Origin of the sequence: Agrobacterium sp. CFBP2214, assembly GCF_030209895.1 — a bacterium.
Lineage (GTDB): Bacteria > Pseudomonadota > Alphaproteobacteria > Rhizobiales > Rhizobiaceae > Agrobacterium > Agrobacterium radiobacter.
Window position 1 is genome coordinate 1,206,049 of the sequence record NZ_JARVRC010000001.1, and the last position, 19,574, is coordinate 1,225,622.

Genomic DNA, 19,574 nt, shown 5'->3' on the forward strand with positions numbered 1-19,574 from the left:
GACATGACCGCTGAAATCCTTTTTGCCAGTCTGCACATTGCGACGCCCGAGCTGATCCTTGCGGTCGGCGCGCTGGCGCTGCTCATGATTGGTGTCTTCTCGGGCGACAAGTCGACAACGACGGTCACCGGCCTTGCCGTTGCCCTCCTGCTCGTCGTCGGTCTCTGGATCATCTTTGCCCCCGCATCGGGCGTGGCTTTCGGCGGTGTCTACATCGCCGATGCCTTCGGCAACTTCATGAAGGTACTGGCGCTGATCGGCTCCATCACCGCCATGATCCTGGCCGTCGGCCAGGGCCGTTTCGAGCCGATCGGCCGTTTCGAATATCCGGTATTGCTGGTTCTCGCGACCCTCGGCATCCTGCTGATGATCTCGGCCAACAACCTGATCTCGCTCTACATGGCGCTGGAACTGCAGTCGCTGGCGCTCTACGTCGTCTGCGCCATCAACCGCGAAAGCCTGCGCTCCACGGAAGCGGGTCTGAAGTACTTCGTGCTCGGCGCGCTCTCCTCCGGCATGCTGCTCTATGGTATGTCGCTGGTCTACGGCTTCACCGGCAATACCGGCTTCACCGAAATCGCGCAGGTTCTGGCGGCCGAAACCCGTTCGCTCGGCCTCGTTTTCGGCCTGGTCTTCGTTCTCGCCGGTCTGGCATTCAAGATCTCGGCCGTGCCGTTCCACATGTGGACGCCTGATGTCTATGAAGGTGCGCCGACCCCGGTCACGGCATTCCTCTCGGCCGCGCCCAAGATCGGCGCCATGGCGATCCTCGTTCGCATCGTCATCGAGGCGTTCCAGCCGGTCTTTGCCGACTGGCAGCAGATTGTCGTCTTCATTTCCATCGCCTCCATGCTGCTCGGCTCCTTCGCCGCGATCGGCCAGAAGAACATCAAGCGCCTGATGGCCTATTCCTCCATCGGTCACATGGGTTACGCGCTGGTTGGTCTTGCCGCCGGCACCGAAGCCGGTATCTCGGGCGTTATTCTCTACATGACCATCTACATGGTCATGACGCTCGGCACCTTCGCCTGCATTCTCTCCATGCGCCGCAAGGAAATCGGCAATGTCGAGACTGTCGAGGATCTCGCCGGTCTTTCATCTTCCAACCCCTTCATGGCGGTTGTGCTGACGATCCTGATGTTTTCGCTTGCCGGCATTCCGCCGCTCGCCGGCTTCTTCGGCAAGTATTACGTCTTCCTCGCCGCCATTGAAGCGAAGCTCTATCCGCTCGCCATCATCGGCGTGATCGGCTCGGTGGTCGGCGCCTACTACTATATCCGCGTCGTCAAGGTCATGTGGTTCGATGAGGCCAAGGACAAATTCGAGCGTCCGGCTGGCGAACTGAAAGTCGTTTATGCGCTTTCGGCCCTGTTCGTTGTCGCCTTCATTGTCTTTGGCGGTGCGCTCGGCAACGCGGTGACTGTTGCGGCGAAGACCTTCTTTTGAGCAGCACACACAAGCATACGGGTCGGATGTCCATCGATGATTTCCGGCACGAGGCGATGGCGGAAACGCCATCGACCAATCTGGAATGTTTTGCCCGGGCAAGGGCAGGCGATGGCGGCAATCTGTGGGTTACCGCCATCCGCCAGACCGGCGGCCGCGGCCGCCGTGGCCGGCCATGGGTTTCCGAACCCGGCAATCTCTACGCATCGCTTCTTCTGGTCGATCCCGCGCCGATGGACCGCATCGGCTCCCTGCCGCTCGCTTTTGCGCTTGCAGTCTATCGCGCCATTCGCGCGGTGCTGCCGACGAATGGTGAACCGCTGGAGATCAAATGGCCGAATGACGTGCTGATCGGTCGCCGCAAGACCTGCGGCATCCTGATGGAAGCGGAGCTGCTGCCTGGCGGCCGGCGCGCCATCGTCATCGGCATCGGCATCAATATCGCCCATAAGCCGGACAATCCGCTTTATCCCGTCACCATGCTCTCCGAACATGGCGCGTCCTGCTCTCCCGACGAGCTGTTCGCCCATCTCTTCCGCGAGACGGCTGATGTGCTGCGGGACTGGGACGAGGGCAGGGGTGTTTCCGGCATCATGACCGGCTGGCGGGCGGCCGCCTGCGGTATTGGCGAACATATCACCGTCAATTTCCCTGATCGTTCGATTGGCGGGCGTTTCGTCGGAATTGATGATAATGGTTATCTGCTGCTGGATGAAGACGAGGGCGCCAGGCGCTCCATCGCCGCCGGCGACGTATTTTTCGGATGAGGTGAACGGCGCGGCCCAGGAAGCCGCGCCGAACCGGTTCCAGAGGTTGGAGCTTTCCTGCGGCTCATGAAATGCAGGGTGACAAACCGGTTCCGCATCGGCCCGGTCGATCAGATGGTTTAACAGGTCCGATGCTGGATAGAGGCGGTGGGCACGGCAAAATGCCGTCGTCCGCGTGCTTTCGTGAATGGATAAGAAAAACAATGGCTAAACAGGACGAACTGGTCTTTATACCGCTCGGCGGTGTGGGTGAAATCGGCATGAATCTGGCGCTTTACGGCTATGGGCCGGAAAGCAAGCGCCAATGGATCATGGTGGATTGCGGCGTGACATTCGCCGGTCTCGATCTGCCGGGCGTCGATCTCGTTCTGCCTGACATCAGCTATATCGCCGAGCAGAAGAAGAACCTCAAGGGCATCATCATCACCCACGCCCATGAGGACCATTATGGCGCGCTGAATGATCTGTGGCCCGGCCTCAATGTCCCGGTTTATGCCTCGCCTTTCACCGCCGGCATGCTGGAAGCCAAGCGCGCTTATGAGGGCACGCGCGCCGAAATTCCGGTGACGATCTTCAAGGCTGGCGACCGTATCAATGTCGGTCCGTTCGAAATCGAGGCTGTTGGTGTCAACCACTCCATTCCCGAGCCGATGTCGCTGGTCATTCGCACGCCGCTCGGCAATGTCATCCACACCGGTGACTGGAAGATCGACGAAGCGCCGTCGCTCGGGCCGTTGACGGATGAGGCGCGCTTTCGCGCCATCGGCGAAGAGGGTGTGCTGGCACTGATGTGCGACAGCACCAATTCGGTGCGCGATGGTGTGTCGCCCTCCGAACACGAGGTTTCCGAAGGCCTGCGCCAGATCATCGAAAATGCCGAAGGCCGCGTGGCGGTCACCACCTTCTCCTCCAACGTCGGGCGCATCCGTTCGATTGCGCAGGCTGCTGAGGCCGCGGGCCGCGAGGTGCTGCTGCTGGGCTCGTCGCTGAAGCGGGTCGTCAATGTCTCGCAGGATCTCGGCATCATGGAAGGCATCAAGCCGTTCCTCGCAGAAGATGAATATGGTTATATTCCGCGCGACCGTGTGGTGCTGATCCTGACCGGTTCGCAGGGCGAACCGCGCGCAGCGCTCGCCAAGCTTTCCCGCGACGAGATGCGCAATGTGGCGCTCGCGTCGGGAGATACTGTCGTATTTTCCTCACGCGCCATTCCCGGCAACGAAAAGGCGATCATCGAGATCAAGAACGGCCTGATCGAGCAGGGCGTGCACATTGTCACGGACAATGAGGCGCTAGTGCATGTCTCCGGCCATCCGCGCCGTAATGAACTTCTGAAGATGTATGAGTGGACGAAGCCGCAGATCGTCGTGCCCGTGCATGGTGAGGCGGCGCATCTGGTGGCGCAGAAGGAACTGGCCGAACAGGCCGGCATTTCGCAGGTACCGAAGGTGCGCAACGGAAATGTTCTGCGCCTTGCTCCCGGCCCGGCGGAGGTTATCGACGACGTGCCACATGGCCGCGTCTTCAAGGACGGCAATCTCGTCGGTGACATGGACGAGATGGGCATCAGCAATCGCCGCAAGCTTTCTTTCGCCGGCCATGTCGCGGTCAATGTCGTGCTGGACAGCCGTTACGATTTCCTCGGCGATCCCGATGTGGCGCCTTTCGGCCTGCCGGAATTCGATGACGAGGATGAGGCGATGGAAGACACGCTTTATGACGCCGTGCTTGGCGCCGTCGAAAGCATTCCGCGCGCCCGCCGCAAGGATCTGGAGCTGCTGCGTGAAGCGGTGCGCCGCGCCGTGCGCGCCGCCGCCAATCAGAGCTGGGGCAAGAAGCCGATCGTGACGGTTTTCGTCACGAAGGTCTGAGCCGGAAAGCGGGGTATCATCCGCATGCCGTCACCCCGGACTAGATCCGGGGTCCAGCGCGATCAAGCTCTTGATCGCGTAAAGACTCCTCTCACGGCGCAGACGCGCCGTGGTTGGATGCCGGATCATCCTCGGGCTTGTTCCGGGGGCCGGCATGACGGAGGAGAGATCGTCCGCCTTTGTCGGCTACCTGCGTGTGCCTGCTCAAAGCGCGGTTCTGTTCCGCTTTTCAAGGCTTTTTATGCATCTTGCAGGGAATTGATTCCGGTTTGCGAATGAATGCGTTACAAGAAGCGCATTGTGCAGGAGGATCACATGCCGCTTCTTTCGGTCTTCGCCGTTTATTTCATCGTCTGGTGGACGGTGCTTTTTATCGTGCTGCCGATTGGCCTGCGCACCCAGGACGATGAGGGCGATGTGGCGCTGGGGACGGTTGCCAGCGCGCCATCCAGCTTCAAGGGCGGACGGATCGTGTTGTGGACGACCCTGATCTCGGCCCTGATCTGCGGGATCTGGTATGGCGGAACTTGGTGGTTCGGCGTCAGCCTTGATGACCTGCCGAGAATTATTCCCGTTTTCGACTGAAAAAAAGCGCGGGCAATGTCCGCCCCCGCCTACATCTGCGCCCAACCTGATAGCAAGCCGAAGCGCCTGCCTATGCAAGGGGCAGTCTGCCGTGAATCTGGCTGAGACTCTGTCATATGGATGTCATATCTATCGTGCACACAGCAGGAGCTTGCCGGGTGCCTGATTCATCGCCGTAATTCTACTGGGATGATGGCCGGGCGCAGGGAAATGCGCGCAGAAGCAAAAAAAAACAAGGCCTTTCAGCCTTGTTTTCAGGTTTCGCGTGATCTGTAACCGTTACCGGGGCTGCGAACGAGCGCGCCTAAGATCTGATCCTCCCAAGACTGACCGCGAAAATGACAAGAATTTAAACTTCCTGCCTCTTTTGTAAGCTAAAGCTAGCTCAAACCCCCATGCTTGTCATCTCATTTTTTGCATATTTGTTACAGTCGGCAAAAAATTCTCTGTGGTGCAATTTGTCGCACCGGATCAAGAATAATATTCCGGCCAAAGCGTTTTGACGCGAATTAGCTATCGCGAAAATACCACAAAATCGCCTTTAACGCTCTTTGCATGGCGGGTTTTCATCTGGGTCAGAAACCGCTATATCCGGCGCCAATATCCCTCTATTCGGGGCGATTCCCGCGCCTTTTGGCGCTGTCGTCCACATCAATGGAAGCCGTCATGCGTCTTAGCCGTTATTTCCTGCCCATCCTGAAGGAAAACCCCAAGGAAGCCGAGATTGTCTCTCACCGCCTCATGCTGCGCGCCGGCATGATCCGGCAGCAATCGGCTGGCATCTATTCCTGGCTGCCGCTCGGCAAACGCGTGCTCGACAAGGTCAACAAGATCATCCGCGAGGAGCAGGACCGTTCCGGCGCCATCGAGCTTCTGATGCCGACGCTGCAGACCGCCGAGCTCTGGCAGGAGAGCGGCCGTTATGACGACTATGGCAAGGAAATGCTGCGCATCAAGGACCGTCAGGACCGCCAGATGCTCTATGGCCCCACCAACGAGGAGATGATCACCGACATCTTCCGTTCCTATGTGAAGTCCTACAAGAACCTGCCGCTGAACCTCTATCATATCCAGCTGAAGTTCCGCGACGAGGTGCGTCCCCGTTTCGGCACGATGCGTTCGCGCGAGTTCCTGATGAAGGACGCCTATTCCTTCGACCTGACCAAGGAAGACGCGATCCATTCCTATAACAAGATGTTCGTGGCTTACCTGCGGACCTTCGAGCGCCTGGGCCTGCGCGCCATTCCCATGCGCGCCGATACCGGCCCGATCGGCGGCAACCACAGTCATGAGTTCATCATTCTGGCCGATACCGGCGAATCCGAAGTCTTCTGCCACAAGAGCTTCCTCGACCGCGGCATTCCAGCTGAAAGCACCGATTTCGACGATGTCGCGGCGCTGCAGGGCGTGTTCGACGAGTGGACGACCGATTACGCAGCCACGTCCGAAATGCACGACGAGGCCGCCTATGACGCCATTCCCGAAGGCGAGCGCCTTTCCGCGCGCGGCATCGAGGTTGGGCACATCTTCTATTTCGGCACCAAATATTCCGAGCCGATGGGCGCGAAAGTGCAGGGCAAGGACGGCAAGGAACACCCCGTCCACATGGGTTCTTATGGCATCGGGCCGACACGCCTTGTTCCCGCCATCATTGAAGCATCGCATGACGAGAACGGAATCATCTGGCCGGCCTCGGTCGCTCCTTTCGACGTCGTGATCATCAACATGAAGGCTGGCGATGCGGCCTGCGATGCGGCCTGTGAAAAGCTGTATTATCAGCTCTCCAACGCCGGCAAGGATGTTCTCTACGACGATACGGACGACCGGGCGGGCCAGAAATTCGCCACCGCTGATCTGATCGGCGTGCCGCTGCAGATCATCGTCGGCCCGCGTTCGGTCGCGAATGGCGAAGTCGAAGTGAAGGATCGCAAGACCGGCGAGCGGGAGACCGTGACGATCGAGGCGGCGATGAACAAGGTGCTCGCCTAAGCGCGAATGGAAGACGGAGCGGCTTCACCCGACGTCCGCTCCGGTTTCGTAGCGCAGATGCAGCAGAAATATGGGCCGGTTTTCGGAAAAGACCGGCCTTGCAGTTTGAGATCAGGGAGACGACATGGCACAAGCCGAGGCTGACAAGGGTGCGGCTGTTTCCGCCGGGGCAAAGACCGCCCGGCCGTTTTCCGCTTTCGAACGCATGGTGGCCTGGCGCTATCTGCGGTCGCGGCGCAAGGAAGCATTCATTTCCGTCATCGCCGGTTTTTCCTTTGTCGGCATCATGCTGGGCGTGGCGACGCTTATCATCGTCATGGCTGTCATGAACGGGTTCCGCACGGAGCTGATTTCCCGCATTCTCGGCATCAACGGCCATATGATCGTGCAGCCGATCGACCAGCCCTTCAATAATTATGATGAGCTGGCTAAGAAATTCGCCGCCGTACCCGGCGTCACCATGGCTCTGCCGCTGGTGGAGGGCCAGACATTGGCCTCCGGTCGTGGCGGTGCGGGTTCCGGCGCTCTGGTGCGCGGTGTGCGCCAGGAGGATATCGACAAGGTCAAGGAAGTCGCCACCAACATCAAGACCGGCGACCTCGTCGGCTTCATGGCGGGTGACGGCGTTCTCGTCGGCTCCAGGCTCGCCGCCCAGCTTGGTGTTACGGCGGGTGACGATATCACCCTCATATCACCAGAAGGTGACGTAACGCCGATGGGCGTCAATCCGCGCGTCAAGTCTTACAAGATTTCCGGTGTCTTCGAGATCGGCATGTCGGAATACGACGCATCGATGATCTATATGCCTCTGTCCGAAGCCCAGCTTTATTTCAATGCCGACGGCATCGTGCAATCCATTGAGCTTTATGTGAGCCGCCCGGATGATGTCGATGGCATCCGTCCGCTGGTGGAGCAGGCGGCCGAAAGGCAGATCTACATTACCGACTGGAGGCAGCGGAACCAGACCTTCTTCTCCGCCCTGCAGGTGGAACGAAACGTCATGTTCATGATCCTCACCCTTATCGTGTTGGTGGCGGCGCTGAACATCATTTCCGGCCTCATCATGCTGGTGAAGGACAAGGGCAGCGATATCGCCATTCTGCGCACCATGGGCGCAAGTTCGGGCGCGGTGATGCGCATCTTCTTCATGACGGGTGCGGCCATCGGTATGGTCGGCACCTTCGCCGGTGTGGCGCTCGGCGTCATCGTCTGCCTCAACGTGGAATCCATCCGGCAGTTCTTCTCCTGGATTTCGGGCACGGTGCTGTTTGACCCGCAGCTTTATTTCTTGAGCCAGCTTCCGGCAGAAATGGATATCAGCGAAACGATTTCCGTTGTCATCATGGCGCTCACGCTCTCTTTCCTGGCAACGATCTTCCCGGCATGGCGGGCTTCCAAGCTCGATCCGGTGCAGGCCCTGCGTTACGAATAAGGACCGCTTCGCAATATGGCAAAAAAAACAGTGCTGCGGCTCACCGGCGTTGAGAGAACCTATGGTCAGGGCGAGACGTCGCTTTCCATTCTGCGCAAGGCCGATTTTGAATTGAAGAGCGGTGAGATGGTGGCGCTGGTCGCCCCTTCGGGCACCGGCAAATCAACGCTGCTGCATCTGGCAGGCCTGCTGGAACATCCCGATGCCGGCGAGGTCTATATTAACGACGCGCCCTGCAACGGCCTGCCGGATGAAACGCGCACCGCGATCCGCCGCAGCGATATCGGCTTCGTTTATCAGTTCCATCACCTCCTGCCGGAATTCTCGGCGGTGGAAAATGTGATGATGCCGCAGCTCATCGCCGGTCTCACCCAGGCTGAAGCTCGCAAGCGCGCCAGCGCGCTGCTCGACTATATGCGTGTGGGGCATCGCGGCGAACACCGTCCGGCCGAACTCTCGGGCGGTGAACAGCAGCGTGTCGCCATTGCCCGCGCCGTCGCCAACGCGCCGCTCCTGCTGCTCGCCGACGAGCCGACCGGCAATCTCGATCCGGAAACCGCGCATTACGTATTCGACGCGCTGGAGGCGCTGGTGCGCCAATCCGGCCTCGCGGCGCTGATTGCCACCCACAATCATGAACTCGCCGCCCGCATGGATCGGCGTGTAACGCTCGCCGACGGCAAGATCGTCGATTTCTGACCATGGGATTGCGCGGGGTTGGTCCTCGCACATCACATGCCTTCCGGAGCGACCGAAACGACTACGCTGGTCGTTGCCGTGAGGGAACGAGGACGAACCGTCGCGAGCCCGGATCAATCTCTCCGTCGCCTCCTGAAGAATAGCTGTTCTCTGAATTTGATTTTTTTCCGAACCCGGAGGCGTTTTTTGCCTTCGGGTTTTTCGCTTTGGAGTCAGCGGCTTGCCGTTCCCTTGATCGGAACCGAAGGCGATTCTCGTACATTAGCAAGAGGAATATCAGCAGAACCCTGTTGACAATCGAACAAAATGAGAACAAAGTTAGAACATAACGAGTAAGGAGAGACCAATGACTGATTTCATCCGTGACGTTGCTGCTTTCGCTTCCATCGCTGTCTTTGTTGCCAGCTTCTCGGTGATCCTCACCGCCCTGTGAAGAAGACACCGGCGCAGAAGCCTGTATGGACGCCGCAAAGCGGTGGACATTAAGCGCCGGAAATCGGAAAATCGCCCCCTCGATTCAGAATGACAGGATGATGATATGGGCGATACCGTTATGCGTGGAGAGACCTCTGGCGAAACGTTGAAGACCCCCGGTTTCGTCCATCTTCGGGTTCATTCCGCTTATTCCCTGCTTGAGGGGGCGTTGCCCCTCAAGAAAATCATGTCCAAGGCCGTCGCGGACGGCCAGCCGGCCATAGCCATTACCGACACCAACAACCTCTTCGTTGCGCTGGAGTTTTCCGAAAAGGCGCGCGATGAGGGTCTGCAGCCGATCATCGGTTGCCAGCTGTCGATCGACATGCAGGATGCGGCAGAGGATCGCCGCAACCACAATAGCCATCTTCAGAAGCTTCCCGCCATCGTTCTGCTGGCCGCCAATGCCGAAGGTTATGAGCGGCTGGTGGATATCGTCAGCCGCGCCTATCTGGAAGGCGAGGGCAGCAGTCATTCGGTGCATATTACCCGCGCATGGCTGGAGGAAGCCTCCAATGCCGGCTTGATCGCGCTGACGGGCGCTTCTGGCGGACCGGTGGATATGGCCTTGAAGGAAGGCCATGCAGCGCAGGCGAAAGAGCGGCTGCTGACATTGAAGTCACTCTTCGGGGACAGTCTCTACATCGAATTGCAGCGCCAGTCCGGCTACGACCGTTCCCATGAGCGGCGCATGATCGGCCTTGCTTACGAGCATGATATTCCGCTGGTTGCCACCAATGAAGCGTTCTTCCCCTCCAAGGCTGATTACGAGGCGCATGATGCGCTGATGGCGGTGGCGCACAACGCCATCGTCTCCGATGACAGCCGGTTTCGGTTGACGCCCGACCATTACCTCAAGAGTCGTGAGGAGATGGTGGCGCTTTTTGCCGACATTCCCGAGGCGCTCGAAAACACTGTCGAGATCGCGCTCCGCTGCTCCTTCGTGCTGAAGAAGCGTGGCCCGATCCTGCCGCGCTTCACCGGCGCCAGCGACGACCCCGAAGCGGCGGAACGCGCTGAAGCCGAGGAGCTTCGCCGCCAGGCGGTGGAGGGGCTGGATCAGCGGCTGGCAGCGCTCGGCATGGCGGCCGGTTATACGGAGCAGGAGTATCGCGACAGGCTGGATTTCGAACTCGGCGTCATCTCGCGCATGAAGTTTCCCGGTTACTTCCTGATCGTTGCCGACTTCATCAAATGGGCCAAGCAGCATGATATTCCGGTAGGCCCTGGCCGTGGTTCGGGTGCGGGTTCGCTTGTCGCTTACGCGCTTACCATTACCGACGTCGACCCCCTGCGCTTCTCGCTGCTGTTCGAACGCTTTCTCAATCCCGAACGCGTATCGATGCCCGACTTCGATATCGACTTCTGCCAAGACCGCCGTGAAGAGGTGATCCGTTACGTGCAGGCCAAATATGGCCGTGAGCAGGTGGCGCAGATCATCACCTTCGGTTCGCTGCAGGCGCGCGCGGCCTTGCGCGATGTCGGCCGCGTGCTGGAAATGCCCTATGGGCAGGTGGACAAGATCTGCAAGCTGGTGCCCAACAACCCGGCCAATCCGACGCCGCTGTCAAAAGCGATCGAGGAAGAGCCGCGCCTGCAGGAAGAGGCGGACAAGGAGCCGGTCGTCGCCCGCCTCTTGGATATCGCACAGAAGATTGAGGGGCTTTACCGTCACGCCTCCACCCACGCCGCCGGTATCGTCATTGGCGATCGGCCACTCTCCAAGCTGGTGCCGATGTATCGCGATCCGCGATCCGATATGCCGGTCACCCAGTTCAACATGAAATGGGTGGAAAGCGCCGGCCTCGTCAAATTCGACTTCCTCGGCCTGAAGACGCTGACGGTGCTGAAGGTGGCGGTGGATTTCGTCGCCAAGCGCGGCATCAAGGTTGATCTTGCCGCCATCCCGCTGGATGACGCCAAAACTTACGAGATGCTGTCGCGCGGCGAAACCATCGGCGTGTTCCAGGTGGAAAGTGCCGGCATGCGCAAGGCGCTGATCGGCATGCGGCCAGACTGCATCGAGGACATCATCGCGCTGGTGGCGCTTTATCGTCCCGGCCCGATGGAAAACATCCCGGTTTATAACGCCCGCAAACATGGCGAGGAGGAGCTGGAATCAATCCACCCGACCATCGACCATCTGCTCAAGGAAACGCAGGGCGTTATCGTCTATCAGGAACAGGTGATGCAGATCGCCCAGGTCCTGTCAGGTTATTCGCTCGGCGAAGCCGATCTTCTGCGCCGCGCCATGGGCAAGAAGATCAAGGAGGAGATGGACCAGCAGCGTGAGCGCTTCGTCGATGGCGCCATCAAGAATGGCGTCTCGAAGCCGCAAGCCAACACCATCTTCGACCTTCTGGCGAAATTCGCCAATTACGGCTTCAACAAGAGCCATGCCGCCGCCTACGCCATCGTGTCCTACCAGACCGCCTATATGAAGGCGCATTATCCGGTAGAGTTCCTCGCGGCCTCCATGACGCTCGATATGGCGAACACGGAAAAGCTCAACGATTTCCGGCAGGATGCAGGCCGCCTTGGCATCGAGGTCGTCGCACCTTCGGTGCAGACGTCCTTCCGCCAGTTCGAGACAGGTGAAAACCGCATCTATTATTCGCTGGCCGCCATCAAGGGCGTAGGCGAGGGAGCGGTGGAACACATCGTCCAGGTTCGCGACGGCAAGCCGTTCACGAGCCTTGAGGATTTCTGCCTACGCATCGACCCCAAGCAGATCAACCGGCGTGTGCTGGAAAGCCTGATCAATGCCGGCGCTTTCGATTGTTTCGGCCGCGACCGCGCCGAGCTGATCGGCGGGCTGGAACGCATTATCGGTTATGCGCAGATGGCGCAGAACAATCGCACCATCGGCCAGTCGGACATGTTCGGTTCCGGCGGCGGCAACGGCCCGGAAAAGCTTGTCCTGCCCGCTTTCCAGCCCTGGCTCGCTTCGGAAAAACTGCTGCGTGAATATCAGGTTCTCGGTTTTTACCTCACCGCCCATCCTCTCGATACCTATCGCCCCGTGCTGGAAAAGTTGCGGGTGCAGAATTTCGCCGATTTTTCAGCGGCGGTGAAACAGGGTGCGACCGCCGGGCGTCTGGCCGGCACCGTCACCGGCAAGCAGGAACGCAAGACCCGCACCGGCAACAAGATGGGCATCGTCACCTTCTCGGATGCATCAGGGCAATATGAGGCGGTGCTGTTTTCCGAAGGGCTCGGCCAGTTCCGGGATCTGCTGGAAGTCGGCAAATCGCTTGTTATCACCGTGCAGGCGGAAGAGCGCCCGGAAGGCATCGGCCTGCGTATACAGACGGCGCAGTCGCTTGAAGAGAAATCCGTGCAGATGCAGAAGGCCTTGCGCGTTTATGTGCGCGATTCCGGTCCGCTGAAAACGGTCGCCCGCCATCTCAACACCAAGGGTGACGGCTCGGTCTATTTCATCGTCATCAAGGATGAAGGCAGCCGCGAGATCGAGGTGGAACTGACGGAGAAATACCGTATCTCGCCGGAAATCGCCGCTGCGCTGCGGTCCGCACCCGGTGTCGTTGACGTGGAACTGGTGTGAGGCTCGCGCCTCACACGTCGCTCATACCGGCCCTTCTTTCGTAACGGTGATGAAGTCCGTTCCGGCGCCTGTTTCCATCTGGTGACTAATGTCGGAAACGGTGATCGAGCTGCCGCTTGAAAGCTCCTGTTCGATACGGCTGCGTATCTCTGCGGGTATTTCGAGGCGGCTGAGCACGGCGCTCAATTGATCGAAGCCGCCAGGGGCCTCGGTAACGGTGATTCCGAGCCGCCTGCGGGCTGCCGCCGGCAGGTGGTTTTCGAGCGTCACGCCGTTCCATTCGGCAGTTCCAGCCGCGCGGTCCACGGTAACAGCCTCGAAGAAGTGGGTTCCGAGCGCCACTTCCGGGTCCTTGATGTCGATGGCTGCTTCGAACAGCGGTTTGAAATCCTGCCGCACCATGATCTGGCCGGTCGGCGGATGGTCTTCACCGGCGGAGGCATAAAGCGCCGCCACGAAGGCGTCGGTCAGAAGCGGCCCGGTGGTCTTCAGCCCCTTCCAGCGCTTGAAACCATTGATTGCGCTGATCGTCATCTCTCCGGTGTAACCATCGGCAGAACCAGCATCGAAGCCGAGACGGGTCAGCACGGTTTGAATATCCATCACCTTTTCGCGTTCGCCACGCCGGGTGATGAGAATGCGCAGGGGTGAGGGTTCTCTGGCCTTCGCCGCCGGCTTGAGGGACTGGGTCTTTTCATTGACGGCAACCTCAACCGTGCCCAAGGCTGCATCGAATGTCGCCGGGCGCAACTCCACATCCGAAAGAAGCAGCTTGCCGTCATCGGCATCGTCGCGCGGGGCGAACAGAGCCGGATGCTGTACGAAGCGCAGCGAGACCGGGCGATCGGTGATGATGACATGGACGCCAGTGCGCGTGTCGCCGAAAAGTGACTTGGCGAATTTGGAAGGCAGGCGCACGCAGCCATGCGAGGCAGGATAGTTCGGCACCTTGCCTTCGTGCAGTGCGATGCCGGACCATGTCAGCCGCTGCATGAAGGGCATGGGTGCAGCCGAATAGATATTCGACTCGTGGTATTTCCGCTTTTCCAGAATGGAGAATATGCCGCTCGGTGTCTCATGCCCGGCCTTGCCGGTGGAGACTTTCGAGGTGGCGATGATCTCGCCATTTTCATAAAGCGAGAGCGACTGATCGCTTTTTGATACCAAAATCTGCAGCGCGCGGCTGTCAGCGGCAAGCGCCGGAAAGGCGAGAATGCTGGCCGACAGCATGCCAGCCATAAGACGGAGGCGAAGGGACATGACGCAATACACCACATGCACAAAACTTGCCTCACTCAACCACGCGAAGTTTAATGAAGTTTAAGGACGGCTTATCCCGAACATCACTAATTTGTGTAAAATCTAAAATATATCGGGCACGACGTGACGGGGGCGGGATTGCGCGACCCTTCGCACAACCCAGCGGGCATTATTTGCGTGTTCCGAAAGTATAGCCGGTCTCGACGCTGCCCTTGCCGAACTTGTCGCGCAGCTTGTCCATCGCCGCTTCCGCCGCCGCCCGCCGTCCCGCCTGTCTGTCGACGAGATCGGGAGGGTCGGCGAGGCCCGCATCGCGCAGATCGCTGACGCCAATGCCGATGAGGCGAAATTTGGTGCCGTCGGTTTCTTTCTCCAGCAGCGAGAGGCCGGTGCGGAAAATCCGGTCGGCAAGCTGCGTGGGATCGTCCAGCCTGCGGTTGCGGGTGCGGAGCTTGAAGTCGGCCGTCTTCATCTTCAGCACCACCGTCTGACCGGCAATGCCGCTCTTCTTCAGCCGCCAGGCAACCTTTTCGGATAGAGAGCGCAGGATCGGCACCAGATCCTCATGGCGGGAAATATCGTTGAAAAAGGTGGTTTCGGAAGACACGCTTTTGACGGGGTCGTTATTATGCACGTGCCGCTCGTCAATGCCGCGGGAAAGCCGGAAGAGGCGCTGCCCCATCACGCCATAACGGCGCATCAGCTCGCTTTCCTCCATCTCTTGCAGCTGCGCGATCATGCGGATACCGTCCGCTTCCAGCGTCGCCGCAAAGGCCTTGCCCACGCCCCAGATGGTGGTTACCGGCCGCGCCGCCAGAAAGGACAGTGCTTCCGCTTCACCGATCACTGAAAAGCCACGCGGTTTTTGCAGGTCGGACGCGACCTTGGCGAGAAATTTGCAATAGGAAAGCCCGGCTGAAACGGTCACGCCCACTTCCTTTTCCACGCGCTGGGCGAATTTCGCCAGCACACGGGCCGGTGGATCGTGATGCAGCCTCTCGGTGCCGGAAAGATCGAGAAACGCCTCGTCTATGGAAATTGGCTGCACGAGCGGCGTCAATTCCTGCATCATCGCCCGGATTTCGCGCCCGACACGGCTGTATTTCTCCATGTCCGGCTTGATGACCACCGCGTCAGGACAGGCTTCCAGCGCCTTGAACATGGGCATTGCGGAGCGCACGCCCTGAATGCGGGCGATATAACAGGCGGTGGAAACCACCCCGCGCTTGCCGCCACCAACGATCACGGGCTTGTCGGCCAGTTCCGGATTATCCCGTTTTTCAACAGAGGCATAAAAGGCGTCGCAGTCGATATGGGCAATGCTCAGATCGTAAAGTTCAGCGTGATAAACAAGGCGCGGGCTGCCACAGGCGCGGCAACGCCTCAACCCTTCTGGCTGGCCGGCCAGACAGTCGCGGCAAAAACCGGGATCATAGGGGTGCGACGTAGACATGAGCCGAAAACAAAACCAGAACGTTGCCGACCATACTCCGGCCGTGACGACGGCTCAAGGGGCGTTGGCGACAAAGCCCAGATTTCAAACCCCGGAGAATGGGAAAAGCTTGCATAGCGGCGGGAAATATTTGATCTTGACTCATATTTGTAGTTACAATTGTAGATGATTTTTTACGCATGTTTGAATGGGATGAAGAGAAAAACCGGTCCAACATCCGAAAGCATGGCGTCGGATTTCGGACTGCGATTCGAATCTTCGAAAATGCGGTCCTGTCATGGGTCGATGAGCGCGTAGCGTATGGCGAGACGCGTTATCACACCATCGGGCAGATCGAAGGAATAGTATTTCTGGCGGTCATTCATACCGATCGTGCCGGTCTCATCCGCATCATCTCCGCCCGGCCGGCAAACCGCCGTGAAAGGAAACGTTATGACGAAGAAATACGAAAAAGAACTGAGCCTTGAAGAACTCGCCGCCTTGCCGGACGAGAAGATAGACTACAGCGATATTCCCGAATTGGATGAGCGCTTCTGGGCGAACGCAAAACTCGTGGAGCCCGAGGGAACACAGCAAATAACATTGCGGGTCAAGAAATCCGTTGTCGAGGCGTATAAATCCACCGGGAAGGGATACCAGACACGCATGAACGCCGTTCTGGAATCTTATGCCCGCACGTTGCTGAAACGCTGACTGTCTCCGTCTCTCGGCCCGTCAATAAACGCCAGAATCGAGCCCCGGGCCGGAAAAGTGATGCCAGGCGGCCGCCACTGTTTCGGGTGACGTATCGGTCGCGGCGCAAAATGCCATCAGATCGGGTTCGTGGCTCATCAGAAAATCGGTGAGCCCCGCCAGAAAGCCGGGATCGTTGACGGTCTGGCGCAGCATGTTGGCCTGCAATCCGCTCAGCGCCAGAAAACGCGCCAGCATGTCCGGTTCGTTTGCCAGCCAGCCAAGTATGGCGGCGGCCGTTTCTTGCGGATCTTTGCCGGCATTGCCTTTGTTTTTCGTATCGCGCAGCATTTCTTCCCCGAAGTTACCTATTTTGAAACCAAATCCCTCTAGCCTTGCGCAACAAATGGACGATGGAATCGGTTCTCTGACACCCTATATGTCTGGATGAAGGTTTCAAAGCGAAACGGGGACTGCTCACCATGCCCAAGCAGGTCATGATAGTCGAAGATAACGAGCTGAACATGAAGCTCTTTCGCGACCTGATCGAGGCGTCTGGTTATACGACGATCCAGACGCGCAACGGCATGGAAGCGCTCGATCTCGCCCGCAAGCACCGCCCGGACCTCATCCTCATGGATATCCAGCTGCCGGAAGTTTCGGGGCTGGAGGTGACGAAATGGCTGAAGGAAGATGACGAGCTGCATGTCATTCCGGTCATCGCGGTCACGGCTTTCGCCATGAAGGGCGACGAGGAACGCATTCGTCAGGGCGGATGCGAGGCCTATGTGTCGAAGCCGATTTCCGTTCCGAAGTTCATCGAAATCATCAAGACTTATCTGGGCGATGCGTGAGGCGACTGGGGAACGGTTATGACGGCGAGAGTTCTGGTTGTTGACGATATTCCGGCCAATGTGAAGCTTCTCGAAGCGCGTCTTGTGGCGGAATATTTCGATGTCGTCACTGCCGAGGATGGTTTCAAGGCGCTGGCTATCTGCGACGAGGAGCAGGTCGATATCATCCTGCTCGATATCATGATGCCGGGCATGGACGGGTTCGAGGTCTGCGAAAGGCTGAAGGCCAATCCGAATACGGCGCATATTCCGGTCGTGATGGTCACCGCACTCGATCAGCCGTCGGATCGCGTGCGCGGCCTCAAAGCCGGCGCCGACGATTTTCTGACCAAACCGGTCAACGACCTGCAGCTGATCGCCCGCGTCAAAAGCCTGGTCCGCCTCAAGGCCGTCAGCGATGAGCTGCGGCTGCGCGCCGAGACCGCACGGCAGATCGGCATCGAGGAGATGCTGCGCAGCGATGGCCTGATGCAGACGCCCGGCCGCGTATTGGTGGCGGACGGCCGCGCCAGCTCGCAGGAACGTATCGTCCGGGCGCTCAAGCCGATTGCAGAGGTCGATGCTGTCACGGAGCCGCAGGCGGCGCTGCTCAAGGCGGCGAGCAATCCCTTCGAACTCGTCATCGTCAATTCCAATTTCGAGGACTACGATCCGCTGCGGCTGTGCTCGCAGCTTCGCTCGCTGGAACGCACCCGTTTCCTGCCGCTGCTTCTGGTGGCGGAGCAGGGGGCGGATGAGATGGTGGCGCGCGCGCTCGATCTCGGCGTGAACGATTATATTCTCCGCCCGATCGATCCGAACGAACTCGTCGCCCGCTCGCTGACGCAGATCAGGCGCAAGCGTTATAACGAGCATCTGCGGCTCAATCTCCAGCACACGATGGAACTTGCCATTGTCGACGGGCTGACTGGCCTCAACAATCGCCGCTACCTCGACAACCACCTGAAGATACTGTTCGACCGCGCCGCCGTTCGCGGCCGTCCGATCTCCATCTGCATGACCGATATAGACCGCTTCAAGCTGGTCAATGATACCTATGGCCATGATGTCGGCGATGAGGTGCTACGGGAGTTTGCGGCACGCATCCGCAGCACGGTGCGCGGTGCGGATCTTGCCTGCCGCTATGGCGGCGAGGAGTTCGTCGTCGTCATGCCCGATACGCCGATAGAGCTTGCGGCAAGTGTCGCCGAGCGCCTGAGGGCGATCGTGGAGGACAAGCCCTTTTATGTCCGTTCCATCGATCGGGAATTGAGCATTACCGCCTCTCTCGGCATAGCCACCAGCAGCGGCGCCTTCGGTGTGCCGGACGAAATCCTGAAACATGCGGACAAGGCGCTTTACGAGGCGAAACACGCCGGCCGCAACCGCGTCGTGGCGGCCGCCGCTTGAACCGGCGGCGGCGGATTAACTAAAAATATTCCGCAATCTCTCCGTCATGTCCCGGCGAAATATTCGCTCGGAAATCGGGCATGGACACCGCCAGACTGCAAGCCATTGACCTTGGATGTATTTTATCGTTTTGCAATGAAAGGGTGCAGCTTAACGATATAAATAGAGTTCAAGTTGAAAAACACGTTGAATTCAATCTCTCCGGCAACTATAGTGTGCCAGCTTTGTATACTTAACCATGTTTCCCAGGTGATATGTCTCTGGCTTAAGAATTTCTTGATTTTTATTTTACTTCTGCGCACACTCACAATCGAGAATAACAGTTCTTCCGGCGGTTTATCCGTCTTGCGATGATGAATGATTGCGGCTTAGCCGTCGCGATTTCGCTCGTCAGGGGCTGGTATTGCGTAGTTTGAATGCCCCATGATGCTCAGGTCCGCCGCATCTCCTGAATCGTGGGGTCGGTCGGCTGACGATGTCCGAATCGGTTCCTCGTGCCGTAATCACATCGTTGGCCGACCGCCTTATTTCCGAAAATTGCCTGCTCTTGGTACACGCGTTGCAGCGTAGCGGCTTGCGCAGTCGTCTTCCTTACGCGACGCGACGAGGTCGTCACGCGGCAGGGGCGGATGGCTGTAACCCCCAGCATACCCTCTGAACACATGAACGATTGCGGTGGTGAGCGGTGCGTCAGACCACTCATCGATAACCTGCGTCCACACGTTGCCAATGACCGCCCAATTTCCGCGGCGGCAGGAGGCAGGCCCCTTGTTTTCCCGCTGGGAAGCCTCTGGGCGCAAAGGGCTTGTGGCCACTTCTTCTGCTGGGTACAAACAAAAAACGCGCCCATTGGGCGCGCTTTTTGCCGGAGACCCGATCAAGAAATTACTTGATCTTGGTTTCCTTGAATTCAACGTGCTTGCGTACAACCGGGTCATACTTCGTCTTCGTCATCTTGTCCGTGAACGTACGGCTGTTCTTGGTGGTGACGTAGAAGGTACCGGTGTCGGCTGTCGACAGCAGCTTGATCTTGATTGTTGTAGCTTTCGCCATGGTCGTCCTGCCTTTAAACAAAAGAGAAGCCGCAGGCGCTTCTCACCTCGGCTAAATCTGGCGCG

The 19,574-nt window shown here is 58.8% G+C and carries 16 protein-coding genes; 12 read left to right on the forward strand and 4 right to left on the reverse strand.

Annotated elements, in window-relative coordinates:
* The first annotated feature begins 3 nt into the window (after nt 1-3).
* From nuoN to dnaE, 8 genes are all read left to right on the forward strand, one after another.
* Nucleotides 4-1,446 (forward strand): NADH-quinone oxidoreductase subunit NuoN, encoded by a 1,443-nt coding sequence (nuoN, locus tag QRN60_RS06025; RefSeq protein ID WP_003502395.1) that lies wholly within the window; start codon nt 4-6, stop codon nt 1,444-1,446.
* Between the two features lie 26 nt (nt 1,447-1,472).
* A complete protein-coding gene (locus QRN60_RS06030; RefSeq protein ID WP_165000613.1) occupies nt 1,473-2,213 on the forward strand; it encodes a biotin--[acetyl-CoA-carboxylase] ligase in 741 nt (246 codons plus the stop codon).
* 203 nt (nt 2,214-2,416) lie between these two features.
* On the forward strand, nt 2,417-4,084 hold the full coding sequence (locus tag QRN60_RS06035) for a ribonuclease J (RefSeq protein WP_129565053.1): 1,668 nt from the start codon (nt 2,417-2,419) through the stop codon (nt 4,082-4,084).
* Between the two features lie 279 nt (nt 4,085-4,363).
* Nucleotides 4,364-4,669 carry a DUF1467 family protein gene (locus QRN60_RS06040; protein WP_003502403.1) on the forward strand — a complete coding sequence of 102 codons (306 nt, stop codon included), beginning with the start codon at nt 4,364-4,366 and terminating at the stop codon, nt 4,667-4,669.
* A 666-nt stretch (nt 4,670-5,335) separates the two neighbouring features.
* On the forward strand, nt 5,336-6,658 hold the full coding sequence (gene proS, locus QRN60_RS06045) for a proline--tRNA ligase (protein ID WP_003502405.1): 1,323 nt from the start codon (nt 5,336-5,338) through the stop codon (nt 6,656-6,658).
* A 124-nt stretch (nt 6,659-6,782) separates the two neighbouring features.
* Nucleotides 6,783-8,090: a lipoprotein-releasing ABC transporter permease subunit gene (locus QRN60_RS06050; protein WP_003502407.1), complete on the forward strand. Its 1,308-nt coding sequence runs from the start codon at nt 6,783-6,785 to the stop codon at nt 8,088-8,090.
* A gap of 15 nt (nt 8,091-8,105) precedes the next feature.
* A complete protein-coding gene (locus tag QRN60_RS06055; RefSeq protein ID WP_003502409.1) occupies nt 8,106-8,789 on the forward strand; it encodes an ABC transporter ATP-binding protein in 684 nt (227 codons plus the stop codon).
* A gap of 538 nt (nt 8,790-9,327) precedes the next feature.
* Nucleotides 9,328-12,828 (forward strand): DNA polymerase III subunit alpha, encoded by a 3,501-nt coding sequence (gene dnaE / locus QRN60_RS06060; protein WP_129565055.1) that lies wholly within the window; start codon nt 9,328-9,330, stop codon nt 12,826-12,828.
* 21 nt (nt 12,829-12,849) lie between these two features.
* Here dnaE and QRN60_RS06065 read toward each other — a convergent pair whose 3' ends face one another.
* Nucleotides 12,850-14,088 carry a L,D-transpeptidase family protein gene (locus QRN60_RS06065; RefSeq protein ID WP_129565056.1) on the reverse strand — a complete coding sequence of 413 codons (1,239 nt, stop codon included), beginning with the start codon at nt 14,086-14,088 and terminating at the stop codon, nt 12,850-12,852.
* 169 nt (nt 14,089-14,257) lie between these two features.
* Nucleotides 14,258-15,541 carry a DNA polymerase IV gene (locus tag QRN60_RS06070; RefSeq protein WP_121592217.1) on the reverse strand — a complete coding sequence of 428 codons (1,284 nt, stop codon included), beginning with the start codon at nt 15,539-15,541 and terminating at the stop codon, nt 14,258-14,260.
* A 179-nt stretch (nt 15,542-15,720) separates the two neighbouring features.
* Between QRN60_RS06070 and QRN60_RS06075 the strand changes: the two genes are divergently transcribed.
* Together QRN60_RS06075 and QRN60_RS06080 are read left to right on the forward strand one after the other, a co-directional pair.
* Nucleotides 15,721-16,008: a BrnT family toxin gene (locus QRN60_RS06075; RefSeq protein WP_003502417.1), complete on the forward strand. Its 288-nt coding sequence runs from the start codon at nt 15,721-15,723 to the stop codon at nt 16,006-16,008.
* Nucleotides 15,974-16,234: a BrnA antitoxin family protein gene (locus tag QRN60_RS06080; RefSeq protein WP_003502419.1), complete on the forward strand. Its 261-nt coding sequence runs from the start codon at nt 15,974-15,976 to the stop codon at nt 16,232-16,234. The genes QRN60_RS06075 and QRN60_RS06080 overlap by 35 nt, the downstream gene beginning before the upstream one ends.
* Nucleotides 16,235-16,255: 21 nt before the next feature.
* Here QRN60_RS06080 and QRN60_RS06085 read toward each other — a convergent pair whose 3' ends face one another.
* Entirely contained in the window at nt 16,256-16,564 is a 309-nt protein-coding gene (locus tag QRN60_RS06085; protein WP_060724106.1) for a DUF3572 domain-containing protein, read from the reverse strand.
* A 131-nt stretch (nt 16,565-16,695) separates the two neighbouring features.
* Between QRN60_RS06085 and QRN60_RS06090 the strand changes: the two genes are divergently transcribed.
* Together QRN60_RS06090 and QRN60_RS06095 are read left to right on the forward strand one after the other, a co-directional pair.
* Nucleotides 16,696-17,067: a response regulator gene (locus QRN60_RS06090; RefSeq protein WP_003496409.1), complete on the forward strand. Its 372-nt coding sequence runs from the start codon at nt 16,696-16,698 to the stop codon at nt 17,065-17,067.
* An 18-nt stretch (nt 17,068-17,085) separates the two neighbouring features.
* Nucleotides 17,086-18,456 (forward strand): PleD family two-component system response regulator, encoded by a 1,371-nt coding sequence (locus QRN60_RS06095; RefSeq protein WP_284765113.1) that lies wholly within the window; start codon nt 17,086-17,088, stop codon nt 18,454-18,456.
* Between the two features lie 885 nt (nt 18,457-19,341).
* On the opposite strand, the gene rpmG is transcribed toward QRN60_RS06095, so the two are convergent.
* Nucleotides 19,342-19,509 (reverse strand): 50S ribosomal protein L33, encoded by a 168-nt coding sequence (gene rpmG / locus QRN60_RS06100; RefSeq protein ID WP_003496403.1) that lies wholly within the window; start codon nt 19,507-19,509, stop codon nt 19,342-19,344.
* Nucleotides 19,510-19,574: the final 65 nt, after the last annotated feature.

Excerpts from the sequence above, each read along its gene's own strand:
- nuoN (WP_003502395.1), top strand. The coding sequence starts at position 4 with ATGACCGCTGAAATCCTTTTTGCCAGTCTGCACATTGCGACGCCCGAG.
- QRN60_RS06030 (WP_165000613.1), top strand. The coding sequence starts at position 1,473 with ATGTCCATCGATGATTTCCGGCACGAGGCGATGGCGGAAACGCCATCG.
- QRN60_RS06035 (WP_129565053.1), top strand. The coding sequence starts at position 2,417 with ATGGCTAAACAGGACGAACTGGTCTTTATACCGCTCGGCGGTGTGGGT.
- QRN60_RS06040 (WP_003502403.1), top strand. The coding sequence starts at position 4,364 with ATGCGTTACAAGAAGCGCATTGTGCAGGAGGATCACATGCCGCTTCTT.
- proS (WP_003502405.1), top strand. The coding sequence starts at position 5,336 with ATGCGTCTTAGCCGTTATTTCCTGCCCATCCTGAAGGAAAACCCCAAG.
- QRN60_RS06050 (WP_003502407.1), top strand. The coding sequence starts at position 6,783 with ATGGCACAAGCCGAGGCTGACAAGGGTGCGGCTGTTTCCGCCGGGGCA.
- QRN60_RS06055 (WP_003502409.1), top strand. The coding sequence starts at position 8,106 with ATGGCAAAAAAAACAGTGCTGCGGCTCACCGGCGTTGAGAGAACCTAT.
- dnaE (WP_129565055.1), top strand. The coding sequence starts at position 9,328 with ATGGGCGATACCGTTATGCGTGGAGAGACCTCTGGCGAAACGTTGAAG.
- QRN60_RS06065 (WP_129565056.1), bottom strand. The coding sequence starts at position 14,088 with ATGTCCCTTCGCCTCCGTCTTATGGCTGGCATGCTGTCGGCCAGCATT.
- QRN60_RS06070 (WP_121592217.1), bottom strand. The coding sequence starts at position 15,541 with ATGTCTACGTCGCACCCCTATGATCCCGGTTTTTGCCGCGACTGTCTG.
- QRN60_RS06075 (WP_003502417.1), top strand. The coding sequence starts at position 15,721 with ATGTTTGAATGGGATGAAGAGAAAAACCGGTCCAACATCCGAAAGCAT.
- QRN60_RS06080 (WP_003502419.1), top strand. The coding sequence starts at position 15,974 with ATGACGAAGAAATACGAAAAAGAACTGAGCCTTGAAGAACTCGCCGCC.
- QRN60_RS06085 (WP_060724106.1), bottom strand. The coding sequence starts at position 16,564 with ATGCTGCGCGATACGAAAAACAAAGGCAATGCCGGCAAAGATCCGCAA.
- QRN60_RS06090 (WP_003496409.1), top strand. The coding sequence starts at position 16,696 with ATGCCCAAGCAGGTCATGATAGTCGAAGATAACGAGCTGAACATGAAG.
- QRN60_RS06095 (WP_284765113.1), top strand. The coding sequence starts at position 17,086 with ATGACGGCGAGAGTTCTGGTTGTTGACGATATTCCGGCCAATGTGAAG.
- rpmG (WP_003496403.1), bottom strand. The coding sequence starts at position 19,509 with ATGGCGAAAGCTACAACAATCAAGATCAAGCTGCTGTCGACAGCCGAC.